Origin of the sequence: Streptomyces sp. CHD11, from assembly GCF_018638295.1 — a bacterium.
In the GTDB taxonomy this organism is placed as follows: Bacteria; Actinomycetota; Actinomycetes; order Streptomycetales; family Streptomycetaceae; genus Streptomyces.
The window spans coordinates 47,088-64,442 of record NZ_JABTTS010000028.1; the positions used below are offsets into that span (position 1 = coordinate 47,088).

At 72.9% G+C, this 17,355-nt stretch carries 14 protein-coding genes; 7 read left to right on the forward strand and 7 right to left on the reverse strand.

Annotated features, from left to right (window positions below; all coding sequences use genetic code 11):
• Positions 1 to 14: 14 nt before the first annotated feature.
• Both HTV45_RS25155 and HTV45_RS25160 read left to right on the forward strand, forming a co-directional pair.
• A complete protein-coding gene (locus tag HTV45_RS25155) occupies positions 15 to 2,147 on the forward strand; it encodes an SDR family NAD(P)-dependent oxidoreductase (RefSeq protein ID WP_215208151.1) in 2,133 nt (710 codons plus the stop codon).
• A 425-nt stretch (positions 2,148 to 2,572) separates the two neighbouring features.
• The gene (locus HTV45_RS25160) at positions 2,573 to 3,448 is read left to right on the forward strand and encodes a PhzF family phenazine biosynthesis protein (RefSeq protein ID WP_215208152.1); all 876 of its coding nucleotides are present in this window, start codon (positions 2,573 to 2,575) and stop codon (positions 3,446 to 3,448) included.
• Positions 3,449 to 3,515: 67 nt separating this feature from the next.
• Here HTV45_RS25160 and HTV45_RS25165 read toward each other — a convergent pair whose 3' ends face one another.
• Positions 3,516 to 5,324 carry a cell wall metabolism sensor histidine kinase WalK gene (locus HTV45_RS25165; protein WP_215208153.1) on the reverse strand — a complete coding sequence of 603 codons (1,809 nt, stop codon included), beginning with the start codon at positions 5,322 to 5,324 and terminating at the stop codon, positions 3,516 to 3,518.
• Positions 5,314 to 6,021 carry a response regulator transcription factor gene (locus tag HTV45_RS25170; RefSeq protein ID WP_215208154.1) on the reverse strand — a complete coding sequence of 236 codons (708 nt, stop codon included), beginning with the start codon at positions 6,019 to 6,021 and terminating at the stop codon, positions 5,314 to 5,316. Before HTV45_RS25170 ends, HTV45_RS25165 begins: the two co-directional genes overlap by 11 nt.
• A gap of 318 nt (positions 6,022 to 6,339) precedes the next feature.
• Between HTV45_RS25170 and HTV45_RS25175 the strand changes: the two genes are divergently transcribed.
• The 4 genes from HTV45_RS25175 (at position 6,340) to HTV45_RS25190 (ending at position 10,220) form a co-directional block, all read left to right on the forward strand.
• Complete coding sequence (locus HTV45_RS25175) at positions 6,340 to 6,837, forward strand: hypothetical protein (protein ID WP_308309748.1); 498 nt, start codon at positions 6,340 to 6,342, stop codon at positions 6,835 to 6,837.
• Positions 6,827 to 8,233: an efflux RND transporter periplasmic adaptor subunit gene (locus HTV45_RS25180; protein WP_215208155.1), complete on the forward strand. Its 1,407-nt coding sequence runs from the start codon at positions 6,827 to 6,829 to the stop codon at positions 8,231 to 8,233. The genes HTV45_RS25175 and HTV45_RS25180 overlap by 11 nt, the downstream gene beginning before the upstream one ends.
• On the forward strand, positions 8,230 to 8,919 hold the full coding sequence (locus tag HTV45_RS25185; RefSeq protein WP_215208156.1) for an ABC transporter ATP-binding protein: 690 nt from the start codon (positions 8,230 to 8,232) through the stop codon (positions 8,917 to 8,919). Before HTV45_RS25180 ends, HTV45_RS25185 begins: the two co-directional genes overlap by 4 nt.
• Positions 8,920 to 9,029: 110 nt before the next feature.
• A complete protein-coding gene (locus HTV45_RS25190) occupies positions 9,030 to 10,220 on the forward strand; it encodes an ABC transporter permease (protein ID WP_308309749.1) in 1,191 nt (396 codons plus the stop codon).
• A 55-nt stretch (positions 10,221 to 10,275) separates the two neighbouring features.
• On the opposite strand, the gene HTV45_RS25195 is transcribed toward HTV45_RS25190, so the two are convergent.
• From HTV45_RS25195 to HTV45_RS25210, 4 genes are all read right to left on the reverse strand, one after another.
• Positions 10,276 to 10,923 carry a thymidine kinase gene (locus HTV45_RS25195; RefSeq protein WP_215208158.1) on the reverse strand — a complete coding sequence of 216 codons (648 nt, stop codon included), beginning with the start codon at positions 10,921 to 10,923 and terminating at the stop codon, positions 10,276 to 10,278.
• Between the two features lie 41 nt (positions 10,924 to 10,964).
• Positions 10,965 to 12,167, reverse strand: coding sequence for an alkaline phosphatase family protein (locus HTV45_RS25200; protein WP_215208159.1), 1,203 nt, complete (start codon positions 12,165 to 12,167; stop codon positions 10,965 to 10,967).
• On the reverse strand, positions 12,167 to 12,754 hold the full coding sequence (locus tag HTV45_RS25205) for a DUF5998 family protein (RefSeq protein WP_215208160.1): 588 nt from the start codon (positions 12,752 to 12,754) through the stop codon (positions 12,167 to 12,169). The genes HTV45_RS25200 and HTV45_RS25205 overlap by 1 nt, the downstream gene beginning before the upstream one ends.
• Positions 12,755 to 12,816: 62 nt before the next feature.
• Positions 12,817 to 15,846 (reverse strand): bifunctional GNAT family N-acetyltransferase/acetate--CoA ligase family protein, encoded by a 3,030-nt coding sequence (locus HTV45_RS25210; RefSeq protein ID WP_215208161.1) that lies wholly within the window; start codon positions 15,844 to 15,846, stop codon positions 12,817 to 12,819.
• 176 nt (positions 15,847 to 16,022) lie between these two features.
• Between HTV45_RS25210 and HTV45_RS25215 the strand changes: the two genes are divergently transcribed.
• Positions 16,023 to 16,304 carry an HPr family phosphocarrier protein gene (locus tag HTV45_RS25215; protein ID WP_215208162.1) on the forward strand — a complete coding sequence of 94 codons (282 nt, stop codon included), beginning with the start codon at positions 16,023 to 16,025 and terminating at the stop codon, positions 16,302 to 16,304.
• A 166-nt stretch (positions 16,305 to 16,470) separates the two neighbouring features.
• Here the strand turns inward: HTV45_RS25215 and HTV45_RS25220 are convergent, their stop codons facing one another.
• Entirely contained in the window at positions 16,471 to 17,187 is a 717-nt protein-coding gene (locus HTV45_RS25220) for a GntR family transcriptional regulator (protein WP_215208163.1), read from the reverse strand.
• Between the last annotated feature and the right edge of the window lie 168 nt (positions 17,188 to 17,355).

A 17,355-nucleotide genomic window follows, 5' to 3' on the forward strand; every position in this document is an offset into this window, starting at 1 on the left:
GAAGGCGCGGGGCGATGGGCACAGGGCGGGGCACGGCGGCGCCGGGGCGGGTGGCCGTCGTCGGGGGCGGGATCGCGGGCATCGCGGCGGTCAAGGCGCTGCTCGGGGCGGGCGTCGAGGTGATCGGGCTGGAGCGCGCCGGGGAGCTGGGCGGGCTGTGGCGGCTCTCCGACGACACCGCCGCGTACCAGGGACTGCGCCTCAACACCTCGAAGCCGCGCACCGAGTTCAGCGACCACCCGATGCCCTCGGAGTGGCCCGACTACCCCTCGCGCGCCCAGCTCCTGTCGTACGTCCGGGGATACGCGGAGCGCTTCGGCGTCCCGCCGCACTACCGCCTGAGCACGGAACTCATGACCGCGCGGCGCACCGAGGAGGGCTGGCTGCTCGAACTGGACGGCCCCGACGGCTCGTACGCGGAGTCCGTCGCGCACCTGGTGCTGGCGAACGGGCACAACCACACGCCGCGACTGCCCGAACCGCCGTACCCCGGCACGTTCGAGGGCACCTCCTCGCACGCGCACACCTACCGCGAGCCGGCCGGGTTCACCGGCCGGAGGGTGCTCGTCGTGGGCACCGGCAACTCCGCGATGGACATCGCGACGGAGCTGGCCGGGCAGGCGGACGAGGTGCTGATATCCGCCCGCCGCGGTGTGTGGGTGCTGCCCAAGCGGCTGCTGGGCCGCCCCACCGACCAGTGGAACGGCGCGCTCGCGGCCGTACTGCCGTGGCGGCTGCGCCAGCGGGTGTCCCAGGCGATGCTGCGGCTCGCCGACCGGGAGAAGGAAGGGCCCACACTGCCCCCGTCGCCCGAAGGGGTGCTCCAGGACCACCCCACGCTGAGCGACACGGTTCCGGCGCTGGTGGCGGCCGGGAAGATCGGCGTACGGGCGGGCATCGAGGGCTTCGAGGGGCGCCGGGTGCGTTTCTCCGACGGGCGGGAGGACGAGGTGGACCACATCCTGTGGTGCACCGGATACCGGGCGACCGTTCCCTTCCTCGACCCGAAACTGGTTCCGGACCCGGCGCGGCTGCCGCTGTACCGGCATGTGTTCCCGCTCGACGAGCCCGCGCTCTCCTTCGTGGGGCTCATGCAGTCGACCGGTTCGGCGCTGCCGGTCGTGGAGGCGCAGGGCAGGCTGCTGGCCGCGTACCTGTCCGGGCGGCTGCGCAGGCCGCCCCGGGACCGGATGCTGACCGAGGTCGTCGCGGAACTGCACGCCGCGCGGGCGCGGTGGGGGTCGAGGCGTCCGCACATGCGGATCGACGTGGACCGCTACCTCCGCCAGGTGGCGCGGGACCTCGCCGGCGGACGGCGCCCCGTACGCTCCCTCGCGGGGCGGCGGGTCATCGTGACGGGCGCCGCGGGGACCTTCGGCCGGGCACTCGGCGCCCGCTTCACCGAACTCGGCGCCCGGGTCGTCGGTCTTGACCTGGTGGCGGACGAGACGGCGCCGGTGCCCGTCGTGGGCTGCGACCTGACCGACCCCGAGTCGGTGGCCAAGGGGGTCGAGGAGGCGGTGCGGCTGCTCGGCGGAGGCGTGGACGTGCTGGTCAACAACGCCGGCCGGGGCGGTCCCGCGCCCGCGGAGCTGCGGCCGTCCGAGGAGGTGCACACCCAGATGCGGCTCAATCTGCTCGGCGCCTGGGAGGTGACGGCCGCCGTGCTGCCCCATCTCGAACGGGCGCGTGGCCGTGTGGTGTTCATCGCCTCGCGGATGGCGCTGCTGCCGTTGCCGCTGGCCGCCGCCTACGGAGTCTCCAAGCGGGCGCTCGCCGCGTACGCGGACACGCTGCGGCTGGAGGTCGGCACCCATGTCGGGGTGACGACCGTGTACCCGAGCATGGTGCGCAGCCCGATCCACGACAGCACGCGCGAGGCCGGTCTCTCGCTGGACGGGGTGTCCCGGCCCGAGCCGCTCGACGGGGTGGTGTCCGCGGTGGTCTCCGCGGTCACGGCACGGCACGCGCCGCGCGACGTGGCGACGACCCGCCGGGGCAGGACCGAGATGGCACTGGCCCGGCACGCCCCGGCCCTGGCCGACCGGATCGTGCGGCGGACGGTCGCGTCCCGGCTCGCGGCGGGCGCGTTCGCGAAGGCCCCGCTCGCCGAAGGGCTGCGGCGCAGGCACGGCGACACGGCCTGAGCGGACTGAGCGGGCTGAACGGGCTGAACGGTGCCGACGCGGCCGCCGTGTCGACCGGACGCACCGCCGCGCCTCGGGGCCCCGGAGCCGGACCGGCGTCGCTGCCTCCCCGCCCCGGCGGGACGGAGAGCGGTGCGGGCGCGATCGCCTGTGGCATCGGCGGCTCCTGACGTCGGGCGCCGGCTCACGGTCTCTCTCCTCGGTACCGGCGACGGAGGGCACCCCGGTACCTGAGACACACGTCCACCGCTGTCCCGGGACGAGGACGCCGACGACCGTGCAGGCCGCCCGGCCGGGCCGGGGCCCCGGCTCGCCGGACCGTGTACGGGGCCGTCGATGACCGGTCGGCGGGTCCCGCTCCGGGCGGCCGGGCGGGAGGGGACCGACTCGGAATAGCCGCGGCCCGCCCCCGTGTTGCCGCGAGCATGACGACGAACGCGCCGCGGCCCGAGATTCTGCGCTACACCGCCTTCTCCGGCTCCCCCGACGGCGGGAACCCCGCCGGCGTCGTACTGGACGCCACCGGTCTGGACGACGCCGCCATGCTGGCCATCGCCGCGGAACTCGGGTACTCGGAGTCCGCGTTCCTGACCGCACCCCCGGAGGGACTCGACGGCCCGGAGGGGCGGGCGTACGGCATCCGGTACTTCAGCCCCCGGGCCGAGGTGCCGTTCTGCGGGCACGCCACCGTCGCGACGGCCGTCGCACTCGCGGAGCGCCTCGGCGCCGGGGAACTGGTCTTCGCGACGCGCGCCGGCACGGTACCGGTGGAGGTGACCGAGGAGAACGGGTCGGTCCGGGCCACCCTCACCAGTGTCGAGCCGCGCATCGAGGAGATCGACGCCGCGGACCTCACGGAGGCGCTGGCCGCGCTCGGCTGGCCGGCCGACGATCTCGACCCGGCCTTCCCGCCCCGGATCGCGTTCGCCGGCGCCCGCCATCTCGTGCTCGCGGCGGCGACCCGCGCCCGTCTCGCGGACCTCGCCTACGACTTCACCCGCCTCGAAGCGCTCATGCACCGACTGGACCTGACCACGGTCCAACTGGTGTGGCGGGAGTCGGCCGCCGTCTTCCACGTCCGTGACCCGTTCCCCGTGGGCGGTGTCGTCGAGGACCCGGCGACCGGCGCCGCGGCCGCCGCGTTCGGTGCCTACGCCCGTGAGCTCGGTCTGGTCCCCGAGGACGCCGTCCTCACCCTGCACCAGGGCGAGGACCTGGGCCGCCCCGGCGAGCTCACGGTGACGCTGCGCGCCGGTGACCGACGGGTCCGGGTCGGCGGCGCGGGAGCACGTATCGGCTGACACACCGGTCGTGACGGCCGTGCGGGCACGGGTGTCGTCCACAGCAGGAGCGCGGCCCCCATCCGGGCTACGGCCGGCCGGTTCGGGAGGCGTCGCGGGGAAGCCGGACGGTGAAGACCGTCTCGGTGCCCGGGACGCTGGTCACGGACACCTCTCCGCCGTGAGCCCGTACCAGCTGTCTGACGATGGACAGTCCCAGACCGCTGCCTCCGGTCTTCCTGCTGCGGGACAGATCGCCCCGCCAGAAGCGGTCGAACACGCGGGGCAGATCCTCCGCACGGATTCCGGTGCCGGTGTCGGTCACCCTGAGTTCGACGCCCTCCGCCGCGTGGTGGGCGACGAGAGCGACACGGCCGCCGGGAGGGGTGTGGCGCAGGGCATTGGACAGGAGGTTGCCGATCACCTGGCGCAGCCGTACCGGATCGGCGTGGATCGGCAGATCGCCGACGGCGTGCACGAGCAGCTCCACGTTCTTGGCCTCCGCCCCCGTCCGGTGCGCGGCCGCGGCCTGCCCCATCAGGTTCTGGAGGCGTACGTCCCGCGGGCTGAGGCGCAGCGTCCCGGCGTCGGCGGCGGCGAGCACCTGCAGGTCGTCGATGATGTGCTGGAGCAGGTGGGCCTCCTCCTGGAGCGAGGCGAGGAGGGCTGAGTCGGGTTCGGCGATGCCGTCCTGCGCCGCGTCCAGCCAGCCGCGGATGTTGGTGAGCGGGGTCCGCAGCTCGTGTGCGATGTCGCTGACCATGGCTCTGCGCTGCTCCTCGGTGCGTTCGCGGCGCTCCGAGAGGTCGTTGAGGGCGGCGGCCAGGTAGCCGGTCTCGTCCTTGGTGGTGACCGGAATGCGGATGTGCTGTCCGGCGGGGGCACGGGCCGCGTCGGCCAGCGCCCGCAGCGGACGCACCAGCCGGACGGCGACGACCGCGGTCAGCGCGGCGGTCACGGCGAGCACCGATGTGGTGGTGCCCACGATCCGGAGGGTTCCGGACGGGGACAGGTCGACCACGCGGACGGCCGCTCTGGGCGAGTCGGTCACGAACAGCAGGGCCGCCGGGGCGACGTGGCCGATGAGCTGCTCGCGCCGCCCCTCCTCGACACACTCGTCCACGATCATCTGCTCCTCCTCGGATCCCTCGTACTCCGGCCGGAGATGTACGTCGATCCGCACGGAACCGGACGAGGGCACGTCATGGCGCTCCGCGCAGAGGCGGACGAGCCGTTCGAGTTCGGCGAGGGCCCGGGCTTCCGTCCTGGTGGGTGCCGACATGTCCTTGGAGAAACACGCCGGGGCGGGATCGTCCCGCGTCCGGGAGAGCCGGACCTCGGGCCGGCCGCTGAATCCCTCGATGATGTATGCTGGCCGTCCCCTCACCCTGCTCAGGCACGAGGCCTCGGCGCGCGCGAGCCGGCGCAGTTCCTCCCGCTCCCCGGCAGGCAGGCGGTAGGGGCCGACGGCACGCGGGTCGATGCGGGAGAGCTGTTGCTTGGGATCGATGCCCTGCCCCGGACGGGCCGTGACGTGCAGCGGGTCTATGACCGCCGAGGCGTTGACGGGTAGTTCCCCGGCTCGCTCCCGGCCGGACGCGGCGATCGGCCGGCGCGCCCGCGTGGTCAGGACGATGCCGCGGCCGGTCCGGCCGGCCAGGTCCCGCACCTCGCGCTCCACCCCCGCCCAGCTCCGGTGCGACGCCGCGAAACCCGTGAGCGTGTCCTGGATGGCGGCGTCGTCCGCGAGCACCTGACCGCGCTCCTGCTCGATGGCCAGGCTCGTGCCGCGCACCGTGAGCCACGCGGTGGCCCCGATGGACAGCAGGGAGATCACGACGGAAGTGAGCAGCAGGCGCAGCAACAAGCTGTTGCGCAGGGGGACTTCACCTGCCACGGCGACCGCTCGTCAGCTTGTATCCGATCCCGTGGACGGTCAGCAGGAGAGCGGGGTCGCGCGGAGAGACCTCGATCTTCTTCCGCAGATTCATGATGTGCACGTCGACCGCGCGTTCCGTGGTGACCCGGTCGTAGTCCGTGGTGAGCTCCAGCAGTTGAGCTCTGGTGAACACCCGGCCGGGCGCGGCCGCCATGGCACTGAGGATGCGGAACTCCCCCGGGGTGCAGCGGACCGGGCGGCCGTGGGAGGAGACCTCGTGACCGGCCGGGTCCACGGTGAGCGGCCCGACCTCCAGGGCCGTTCGTGCCTGATGCCCCCCGTCGTCCGAACGCCGGGTGCGCCGTAGCAGGGTGCGGACCCTGGCCACCAGTTCACGCGGCCGGTAGGGCTTGGTCATGTAGTCGTCGGCGCCCAGGTCCAGCCCGAGCAGCACGTCGTCCTCGGTGGAGCGGGCGGTGAGCATCAGGACGGGCAGGTCCCCCTCCGCCCGTATCCGGCGGCACACCTCCAGTCCGTCCAGGCCCGGAAGCATCCAGTCGAGCACGATCAGGTCCGGTGGCCGTCGGACGGCCTCGTCCATGACCGTCCGGCCGTCATGCACCACGGTGACGTCGTGGCCTTCGTGGACGAGGTAGAGCCGGATCAGTTCGGCCTGCTTCTCGTCGTCCTCGGCCACCAGAACGTTTGCGCACATGGCCCGATGCTAGTCCGGAAGAACGCGCCGGGGAGCCGGTCGCCCCTTTCTCTTTCCTGACAACTTCCTGACAATCCCGTGCTATTGCCGAGGGCGTCGAGGCCGGGTCTCGCCCTGCCGAAGCCTACTCACATTTCCCTGACAATCCTCTGCCACAGTCACCGCATGGATAATTCTCCGGACTGTTCTCGTTCCGTTTCCCGCATACGGCGCTCATGTCGCGGTGCCCTGGTCCTCGCCGTCACCGGGATGGCATTCACTCTGGCCTCCGGCTGTTCCGGCGACGGCGACGGCGGCCGGGACTCCGAGGTGGCGTCCGTGGCCTCCGGGAAGCATGACGGGAGGGAAGAGGCGGCGGCCGGGGAGTCCGGGGCGAAGACCGGCGAACCCGAGGCCGGGCGTCCCCAGCTCCGACTGGACACCACGACCGAGGAGGAGGTCCGGATGTACCAGGGCTACCTCCGGTGCCTCAGGGACCAGGGGGTGGACATCCCGCGCTCGGGAGGCAAAGGCGGTGACGGGGTCGATCCGAACGCCCTGTGGTTTCCCGGCGTGGACGTGTCCGAGGAACACCCCGAAGCAGAAAAGAAGTGCCTCTCCAAGAAACCGATGGAGCCCCCGGAGCTCGACCGGAAGAAGAACCCGGACTACATGAAGGACTACCGCGAGTGGATCGAATGCAATAACCGCAGGGGCCTCAAGGTCGACCCGCTTCCCGACGGCAGCGGATGGAATTTCAAGGAAGACGGGGACATACCGGAGAACGCGAGCCAGATCGATGGCGAGTGTCAGATCGAGGCCTTCAGTGAGCAGTGAACGCGACCCCGCTGACACCGTGGCCCTGCGCGCGATCGCCCCGGAACCCGCGCCGGACCGGGACCCGGCCTCCCGCGAACCCTCGGCGCGGCGCGGAAGCAGGTTCACGCGTCCCGGCGTCGTCACCGCGACCGCTGTGCTCCTGACGGTCGGGATCGGCGCCGGACTGCTGTGGGCCCGCGACGACGGCGCCGGCCCGGCGACCGGCAGTGGCCCCGAGATCAGGACGGTCGCCGTGACCAGGACCGATCTGGCGGGCACCCGAGAGATCCAGGGCACGCTCGGGTACACGGCCCCGCGCACCGTCCGGGGCCCCGCGGAGGGACGGACCACCTGGTTCGCCGCACAGGAGAAGACGGTCGAGCGCGGGCAACCGCTGTACCGGGTCGACGAGCGTCCCGCCGTGGTCTTCTACGGCAGCACGCCCCTGTACCGCAGACTCGACACCGTCGGCCTCACCGGCCGGGACGTCCAGGTCGTCGCCGACAACCTCAAGGCGCTCGGCTACGACATCGGCAGCCAGCCGTCCCCCGGCGCGCGGATCCAGCCGTCGGCCCCTCCGGCCGGCGAACCGTCCGCTGCGGACCGACAGGAGGGGGAGCGGAGGGAGGCGCCGGCCGCGGAGGGCTCCTCCGGTACCCCGGGGTCCCCGGGCTCGGAGGAGAGCGGCGCCCTGTCCTCAGACGCCACGGACGCCACGGGCTCCTCGTCCTCCGGGGCGTCGGCCGAGGGTCCGGACGCGGCTCCCCCGCCGGTGACGGTCGGGGAGGGCGACGGCGTGCTCACCTCGTCGCTGATCTCCGCCATCAGGCGCTGGCAGCCGACCGTGGGCATGGAGCCGACCGGCGTCCTCGAGGTCTCCGACGTGGTGGTGACGCAGGCCGCCGTGCGGGTCGGGGAGGTCCTCGTCCAGCCCGGGGACGAGGCGGCGGCGGATCTGATGACGGTCACCTCCACCACCAAGTCCGTGACCGTGCCGGTGGAAGCACTCGACATCGGGTCCATCAAGAGGAAACAGCGGGTCACCGTGGTGCTCCCCGACCGGTCCACGGCCACGGGCCGGGTCACCGCGATCAGCAGCGTCGTCCAGAGCGACCAGGACAGCGAGAGCCGGCCGGGACGCACCAGGATCAACGTCTCCGTCTCGCTCGACGATCCGCAGGCCGTGAAGGGCTTCGACTCCGCTCCGGTGCAGGTGCAGTTCGAGGCGGAGTCCAGGAAGGACGTCCTCGCGGTGCCCGTCGGCGCCCTGCTCGCCCTGCGCGAGGGCGGTTACGCCCTCCGCCTCGCCGAGGGGCGGCTCGTCCCCGTCGAGACGGGCATGTTCTCCGAAGGACTGGTCGAGATCAGCGGCGGCGGAGTCACCGAGGGCATGAAAGTGGAGACCACGGCATGACCCCCGTCATCACCGTGCGCGAGGCGACCATGACCTATTCCGGCGGTGTGCGGGCGCTCGACCGGGTGTCGCTGTCCGTCGGGCCCGGCGAACTGCTGGCCATCGTCGGCCCTTCCGGCTCCGGCAAGTCCACGCTCCTCAACATCATGGGCACACTGGACCGGCCCACCGGCGGCGACGTGATCGTCGAAGGGCAGAACGTGGCGGAGCTCCCCGACCGTGAGCTCTCCGCCCTGCGCGGCCGGCGTCTCGGCTTCGTCTTCCAGCAGTTCCACCTGACGGACGGACTCACCGCGGCGGAGAACGTGGCCACCGGCCTGCTGTACGCCGGAGTCCCCCGGCGGCAACGGCGCCGGCTGGCCGAGGAGGCCCTGGCGCGGGTCGGACTGGCGCACCGCACCCGCCACCTGCCCCGGCAGCTCTCCGGAGGGGAGCGCCAGCGTGTGGCGATCGCCCGCGCGCTGGTCAACGAACCGGCCCTGGTTCTCGCCGACGAACCGACCGGAGCGCTCGACACCGCCAACGGCGCCGCGGCGCTGGCCCTGCTGAGAGCGCTCAACGAGGAAGGCACCACGATCGCGGTCATCACCCACGACCGCGACATCGCCGCCCGGTTGCCCCGGCGGGTCCAGCTGCGGGACGGCCGCCTCGTCGAAGACACCGCACTGACCGAGGGTTCGCCATGAACGCCCCTGACTCCCCCTCCCGCCGGAAGCCGCGAAGAACTCGAGACGCCCGACGGAGCCGAACGGCTCGGAGGGCTTCCCGCCCCGCCCTCGGCCGCACGGCCAAGCCGGTGCGTCTGGCTCCGTCGGACCTTCTCGGGCTCGGACTGCTCGGTCTGCGGACCCGTAAGCTCCGGGCCGCTCTGTCGGCGCTCGGGATCTCGATCGGCATCGCCACGATGGTCGTGGTGACGGGCATCCCCGCCTCCAGCCACCGGGCGCTCATGGACGAGATGTCCGCGCTCGGCTCCAACATGCTGCGGGCGCAGTCCGTGTCCGTGCAGAGCAGGCCCGTCCCCCTGCCGGAGGAGTCGGTCGGCATGGTGCGCCGTATCGGCCCGGTCACGGCGGCGAGCGCGGTGGCCAACACCCATGCGCAGGTACAGCGTTCCGACCTGACCGCCGGGGACGACTTCTCCGGCACGGGCGTCACCGTTCTCGCGGCCCGGCGTGATCTGCTGGACGTGGTGGGCGGGTCGGTGTCGTCAGGACGGTTCTTCAGCCGTGCCGACGAACAGTTCCCCACCGCCGTACTGGGCTTCCGGGCCGCCACCCGACTGGGCATCGGCAAGATCCACGCCGGCGACCCGCCCCCGCAGATCCGGATCGACAGCTCGTGGTTCACCGTGATCGGCGTTCTCCGCACCGTTCCCCTGGCCGACGACCTCGACCACGCCGTACTGACCGGATGGCCTGCCGCCCGGAAGACACTGCGGTTCGACGGCAATCCCACGGTGATCTACGTCAAGGCGCGGGAGGCGTCCCTCGAGGGCGTCCGGGACGTGCTTCCCGTTACCGTGTTCCCCGAGCAGCCCGGCCAGGTCCAGGTCAGCCGTCCGTCGGAGGCCCTGGCCGCCAAGCGCGCCACCGAGAACTCGTTCTCGTCGCTCTTCCTGGGCCTCGCCGGAGTCGCCCTGCTGGTCGGCGGGATAGGGGTCGCCAACACCATGGTCATCTCGGTGCTGGAGCGTCGCAGGGAGATCGGGCTCCGCCGGGCCCTGGGCGCGACCCGGGGCCAGATACGCGTCCAGTTCCTCACCGAGTCGGTGGCGCTGGCGGTGCTGGGCGGTGCCGCCGGAACCGCGCTGGGCGTCCTCGCCACCGCCGGCTACGCGACCTACCAGGGCTGGCCCCCGGTGATCTCCGCGCTCTCGGTCGTCGGCGGCTGCCTCGGTGCGGCGGTGGTCGGCGCGGCAGCCGGTGTCTACCCTTCCGTCCGGGCCTCCCGGCTGTCACCCACAAAGGCCCTGGCGTCGACGTAGGCCGGGGCGTGGGCCCGGACCGGACCGGGCGGCTTTCCGGGGGGGCGTCCGTCCGTCAATGGGTGACGGGCAACACGTCCGGGGACAGTGCCGCCGCGCGGGACGTCGCCGCCGTCATGCGGCGGCGGTGGTGGCGGCGGCACAGGACCTCGTAGCCGATCTCGTCCGTGGAGCCGGTGACGTCGCCGACGACCACCTGTGCGCCCTCGACGACCATCACCCCGCCGACGGTGCGGGCGTTGTGCGTGGCGCGGGCGCCGCACCAGCACAGGGCCTCGACCTGGAGCACCTCGACCCGGTCGGCGAGTTCGACCAGGCGCTGGGAGCCGGGGAAGAGCCTGGAGCGGAAGTCGGTGGTGATGCCGAAGGCGTAGACGTCGAGTTCCAGGTCGTCGACCACGCGCGCGAGTTGGTCGATCTGCTCCGGGGCCAGGAACTGTGCCTCGTCCGCGATCACGTAGTCCGCGCGCCGGCCCTGTGAGAGATGGTCGACGAGGTGCGCGTACAGGTCCGCGCCGTCGCCCACCTCCACCGCGTCCGTGACCAGGCCGAGGCGGGAGGAGAGCTTGCCCTCACCGGCCCGGTCGTTGCGGGTGAAGATCATGCCGATGAGGCCGCGCGCCGAGCGGTTGTGCTCGATCTGCAGGGCCAGGGTCGACTTCCCGCAGTCCATGGTTCCGCAGAAGAACACCAGCTCGGGCATGGGGGGTCGGGCACCTTTCGGCAGGGAACGCGGGCGGAGTCTCAGGAGCGTACTTCGAGCAGGGGGACCAGTTGCTCGGCAGGGGTCATCGAACCGTGGTTGCCGACCATGGCCGACTCCCTCGGCTCCCGCTCGGAGGCGATCAGCAGGACGTCGTCCCGCGCGGCGGCGACCACGTCGCCGATGCGGTGGTACACCCGCTCGTCGACGGCCGGCCCGAACCAGCCGGCCGCGATCGCCTCGTCGCGCGAGGCGACCCAGAACTGCTCGCCGAGAACCTCGCGCCAGCAGGTCAGTACGTCGTTCGCCGCGCCGCTGACCGCGTACACGTGCCGGGCGCGGCCCTCGCCGCCGAGGAGGGCGACGCCCGCCTTCAGCTCCCAGTCCTCGTCGAAGTCGATGCGGTGGTCCTCGTCGAAGGGGACGTCGATCATGCCGTGGTCGGCGGTGACGTAGAGCGCGCTGCGCGGGGGCAGTTGTTCGGCCAGGCGCTGGACCAGCCGGTCGATGTACATCAGCTGGCCGCGCCAGGTGTCGGAGTCGACACCGAAGCGGTGACCGGCTCCGTCGACCTCGGCGTAGTAGGTGTAGACGAGGGCGCGGTCGGCGCCGGCCAGCTGTGCGGCGGCCGTGTCCATGCGGTCCTCGCCGGAGAGCCGTCCGTGGAAGGCTCCGCCGCTGAGCGCGATCTTGGTCAGCGGGGTGTTCGCGAAGGTCGGTGAGGACACCTGGGCGGCGTGCACGCCCGCGCGGTGGGCCAGCTCGAAGACCGTGGGGTACGGCTGCCAGGCGCCGGGCGGGGACCAGGGCTGCCAGCGCAGCTGGTTCATCAGCTCGCCGGTGTCCGGGTTGCGCACGGTGTAGCCCGGCAGGCCGTGGGCGCCGGGCGGCAGGCCGGTACCGACGGAGGCGAGGGAGGTCGCGGTGGTCGCCGGGTAGCCCGCGGTGATCGGGCGGCCGGTGCCGCCGCGGGAGCTGCCGAGGAGCGAGGTCAGGAAGGGGGCCTCGTCCGGGTGGGCGCGCAGTTGCTCCCAGCCGAGGCCGTCGATCAGGAACACGCAGTTCCGGTCGGCGGGGGTCAGTTCCCCCATGCCGGCGGTCATACCGGGGACGCCTAGGCCCGCGGCGAGCGTGGGCAGCAGGTCGGCGAGCGAACCCGTCCCGTATTCGGGCACGGGGGCGGAGTGGACGGGGATCGGTTCCGGGTACTCCGGGTGGGAGTCCCGGACGGTGGAGTGCGCCATCAGCGCGTGGTGTCCGCGGTGGCCTCGGAGAGGGCCTGCGCGAAGACGAGTGCCTGGCGCACCGTCTCCGGCCCGTCCCCGGCCTCGCTGACCCGCAGGTTCAGGTCGTCGGCCGTCGAGCTGCCCGTGTAGCCGTGGTCGGCCTCGCAGTTGGGGTCGCCGCAGGCGGCCGGCTCCAGGTCGATGCGGGAGACTGCGCCCCAGCCGATGGTGAGCACGATCTCGCGCGGCAGCGTGCCCGGCTTGTACGACTCCGGGTTGGCGACCACCCTGCTGACCACGATGGAGGAGATCCGGTCGAGCTTGACCGACTCCGTGGACGTGGTGGCGTACGGCGTCGGGGAGGTGGTGTCCGCGGCCTGCTCGTCGGTGTGGCTGACGATGAAGCGGTTGCCGGTGAGGACGAGCACGGTCACATGCCGCCGCACCTCGTTCTGGTCGAACGTCGTCTCCTGGTGGACCAGGTACGACCGGACGGGCTCACCGCCCACGGCGGCCTCCACCGCCTCGGCCACGAGGGCCGGGTAGTAGCCGCTGCGCTCGATCGCCGCCCGCAGCCCCTGGGTCGTCGTACTGGTCTTGGCCATGATGCCCATCCTAAGGGGGCCGCCGACCGCGAGGCACCGCTCGCCCCGCTCCGCCGCCGGCCTCAGTACGCCGGGAGGGTGCGGGGCCCGAGGTCGTCGCGGGCCGGCGGCGGGGCCAGCCGTACGGAGGCGCCGAGCACGCTCACACCGTGCGGGGCGACCACGACCGGTTCCAGGGTGACCGCGACGACCTCCGGATGGTCGTGGACCAGCCGCGAGACCCTCAGCATCAGTTCCTCGAGGGCCGGGGTGTCGACGGGCGCGGAACCGCGCCAGCCGAAGAGGAGCGGGGCGGTCCGGATCGATCGCACCAGTGAGGTGGCGTCCCGGTCGGTGACCGGGATCAGCCGGTGCGCCATGTCCCCGAGCAGTTGCGAGGGGGCCCCGGCGAGCCCGAAGGACAGCACCGCGCCGGCGGCGGGGTCGATGACCGCGCGGACGATGGTGTCCACGCCGCGCGGCGCCATCCGCTGCACCACGGGCCGCAGCTCCGCCGGCGCCCCGAACAGCTCCGTCAACTCGCCGTAGGCCCGGCGCAGTTGTTCCTCGTTCGCCAGGTCCAGACGGACTCCGCCCAGGTCGGCCCGGTGCCTGAGGTGCGGGGCGGTCGCCTTGAGGACCACCGGGTAGCCGAGGGTGCGCGCGGCGCCGGCGGCGGCGTCGGGGGTGGGGGCGGGCAGGGCCCGGTGCACCTCGATGCCGTACGTGCCGAGCAGGTCGCAGGTCTCGCCGCTGCCGAGAGTGAGGTCCTCGCCGCGCGGGAGCAGCCCCTCGATGAGCGCGGCGGCCGCCCTCTCGTCGATACTCTCGTACTCCGGCACCTTGCCGGGCTCGGCGGCGTCCCGCCGCCACTGCGCGTACGCGACGGCCTGCGCGAGGGCCCGGACGGCACGCTCGGAGGCGGGGTAGGCGGGGATGAGGTGGGCGCCTTCGGGGGGTACGACCGGATCCGCCGGGGCGGGGGCGGTGGCCGCCGGGGTGGTGGTCCCGGCCCGCGGTGCCGCCACCGCGTCCGGCCGCGGGGTCCCGCCCTCGCCGGGCCGCGGCGCGGCGCCCGCCCGCGTGTGTGCTCCCGCGTCCCCCGCGGTGTCCGCGACGGTGCCCACCGGGTCCCCCGCGGTGTCCGGTCCCGGCCGCGGTCGGGTGCCGGGCTGCTCGGGGGCCGGCGGGGGTGCCGTGCTGGTGGCGGCCGACAGGGCCTCGGCCAGACCGCCGAGTTCGACGTGGACCACGAGGACCGGCTTGGACGGGGTCGCGGCGGCGGCCGAGCGCAGGGCCTCGGCCAGGGCCGCGTCCCCGACCGAACCCTCCCCCACCGCCGGGATCGCGGTCACGACCACCGCGTCGCAGGTGTCGTCGGCCAGCGCGTGCGAGAGCGCCGCGTGGAACTGCGCCGCCGACGCCGCCGTGGTGAGGTCCAGCGGGGGCTGCGGGCGCAGGCCCTCGGCGAGGCAGGCCTCGTAGGTGAGCAGCCCCAGGGACTCGGAGTTGCCCAGGATCGCCACCCGGGGTCCGGACGGCAGGGGCTGGCGGGCGAGCAGCAGGCCGGTGTCGACCAGTTCGGTGATGGTGTCCACCCGGATCACGCCGGCCTGCCTGAGCAGCGCGGACACCGTCTCGTGGGGCAGCCGGGTGGCCCGTACGGCGTGTCCCCTGGGACCGGCGCTGTGGCGTGCGCCCTGGACCACGACCAGCGGCTTCGCCGCCGCGGTCCGCCGTGCGAGGCGGGTGAACTTGCGGGGGTTGCCGATGGACTCCAGGTACATCAGGGCGACGTCGGTGTCGGGATCCTCGTACCAGTACTGCAGGACGTCGTTGCCGGACACGTCGGCCCGGTTGCCCGACGAGACGAAGCTGGAGACGCCGGTGACCCCGGTGACGCCGCCGCCGCGCCGGTGCAGGCGCGAGAGGAGGGCGACCCCGATCGCGCCCGACTGCGCGAACAGTCCGATCCGGCCCGCGCGGGGCGGCTCGGGGGCGAGCGACGCGTTCAGCCGTACCTGCGGAGAGGTGTTGACGATGCCGAACGCGTTCGGACCGATGATCCGCATGCCGTACGAACGGGCCTGCCGTACCAGGGCGCGCTGGCGCTCGCGGCCCTCGGGCCCGGACTCGGCGTAGCCGGCGGAGACGACCACGAGCCCCTGCACACCGTGCTCACCGCACTCCGTGACCACCTCGGGGACGTGCTCGGCGGGCACCGCGACGACGGCGAGGTCGACGGGCCCGTCGATGGCGCGGACGGACCGGTACGCGGCCACCCCGTCCAGTTCCCTCCGGTCCTCCTCGAACGACTTGTTGACGGCGTGCAGCCGCCCGGTGAACCCGGCGTCCCTGATGTTGTCGAGGATGCTGCGGCCCACACCGCCGGGCGCGCGTCCGGCGCCGACGACGGCGACCGAGCCGGGGGCCAGCAGCCGCTGCACCGAGCGGGCCTCCGCGCGCTGTTCGCGCGCGTACTGCACGGCCAGCGAGCGGTCGGTGGGCTCGAGGTCGAACTCCAGGCGTACGACGCCGTCCTCGAAGCTGCGCTTCTGGGTGTAGCCGGCGTCCCTGAACACCTTGATCATCTTGTTGTTGGCGGGCAGCACCTCGGCGGCGAACCGGCGGATGCCGCGCTCCCGGGCCACGGCTCCGATGTGCTCGAGCAGGGCGGAGGCGACGCCCCTGCCCTGGTGTGCGTCCTGTACGAGGAAGGCGACCTCGGCCTCGTCGGGGACGGGGGGCGCCGGCTCGTCCCGCGCCCCGTCGGAGGCGGCGGGAGCCGGGCGGGAGGTCGCGGGCGTCCCGTCGGCGCCGATCCGGTCGTAGCGTACGGTGGCGATGAACTCGCCGCCGATCGTGGCCGCGAGTCCCACCCGGTCCACGAAGTCGTGGTGCGTGAAGCGGTGGACGTCCTTGGCGGACAGGCGCGGGTAGGGCGCGAAGAAGCGGTAGTACTTCGACTCGTCCGACACCTGCTCGTAGAAGCTGACCAGGCGCTCGGCGTCATCGACGGTGATGGGGCGGATGCGCGCGGTGCCGCCGTCGCGCAGCACCACGTCGGCTTCCCAGTGGGCGGGATACTCGTGCCGGTCCGACGAGATCTGCATGGGCCCCAGCGTACGGCTCGCGTACGGCAACGGCGCGAGGCAGTGTGTGGTGGACGACAGCCGGACCGAGGCCGCGGTCCGGCTGTCGGGCGGAGCGGCACGGATGCCGCTCCGGGGATGCTTCACGATGTGGGAAACTGGTCTAGATAACCCTGAACAGCGAAGGGCAGCAACACATGGCTGAGCGCCGCGTCAACGTCGGCTGGGCCGAGGGTCTCCACGCCCGCCCCGCCTCCATCTTCGTCCGAGCCGCCACGGCCACAGGCGTCCCGGTGACGATCGCCAAGGCCGGGGGTGACCCCGTCAACGCGGCCTCCATGCTCGCGGTTCTGGGCCTGGGCGCCCAGGGTGGCGAGGAGATCGTCCTGGCTTCCGGGGCCGAAGGGGCGGACGCCGCCCTGGACCGTCTGGCGAAGCTGGTCTCCGAGGGGCTCGAGGAGCTTCCCGAGACCGTCTGAATTGTTTATGTGTGCGGAGACTGTCTTCTCACAGACGCCGTCGACCGCACACGGAAAGGCCCGCCCGGACTACCGGGCGGGCCTTCCGCATTTCCCGCTCTCCCCTTTTTCAGGCAGCAGAAACAAACCCCCGGAAATAACGTCCTCTTTGTATACGGCAGCCGTGTTAAGGACGCAGGCTCGGCATGTTTACGGGATGTTGCGCGTTCCTCACACGGTCCGCGCGGCCTGCCCGGCCGGCGCCCGCACCGGAACCGGGGCCGAACCTCAGGCGGTGCCCGGTGCTCGCGCGTTCGGCGTGCAGCGCCGTGACGGCCCGCGCGCGGTCGCCGTCACCGCGCGCCACCGCGTCCACGATCGCGCCGTGCTCCGCCCAGTACTCGACCGGGTCGGCGGGCCCCTCGGTGACGTACATCCAGGTGATCTTGTGCCGCAGCTGGGCCAGCGCCGACGTCAGTGCCGGGCTGCCCGAGGCCTGGGCGAGCGTCTCGTGGAACCAGCCGCTCAGGGAGCGCAGGTCGTCGCTGTTGCCCTGCCGGGCGCGTTCCTGGCCGAGCCGGACCAGACCGCGCAGCACCTTGAGATGGGCCTCCGTGCGGCGCTGGGCCGCGCGGGAGGCGCCGAGCGGTTCGAGGAGCACTCGCATCTCCAGCAGGTCGGCGGCCTCCTGCTCGGTGGGCTCCGCGACACACGCGCCCGCGTGCCGCCGGGTGACCACGAAGCCCTCCGCCTCCAGCGTGCGCAGCGCCTCCCGGACGGGGACGCGGGAGACTCCGTACCGGCGGGCGAGAAGTTCCTCGGTGAGCCGGCTGCCGCGCTCGTGAACACCCGCGACGATGTCGTCCCGGATCGCCGTGCACACCGACTGCGCGGGAATACGCATTGATCGACCTCCGGCTTAATCCCCGTGAAACGTCGTCACGTGACGTCTGTTCCGTGACTCTATTGCAATCAGCGGGAATTTCCGACGGCGAGCCGAAATCCATGCGTATTTTTTGGACGGGCCGCGGCCTGAACGCCGAAATGCCCCGGCCCGGGGGCCGGGGCATCG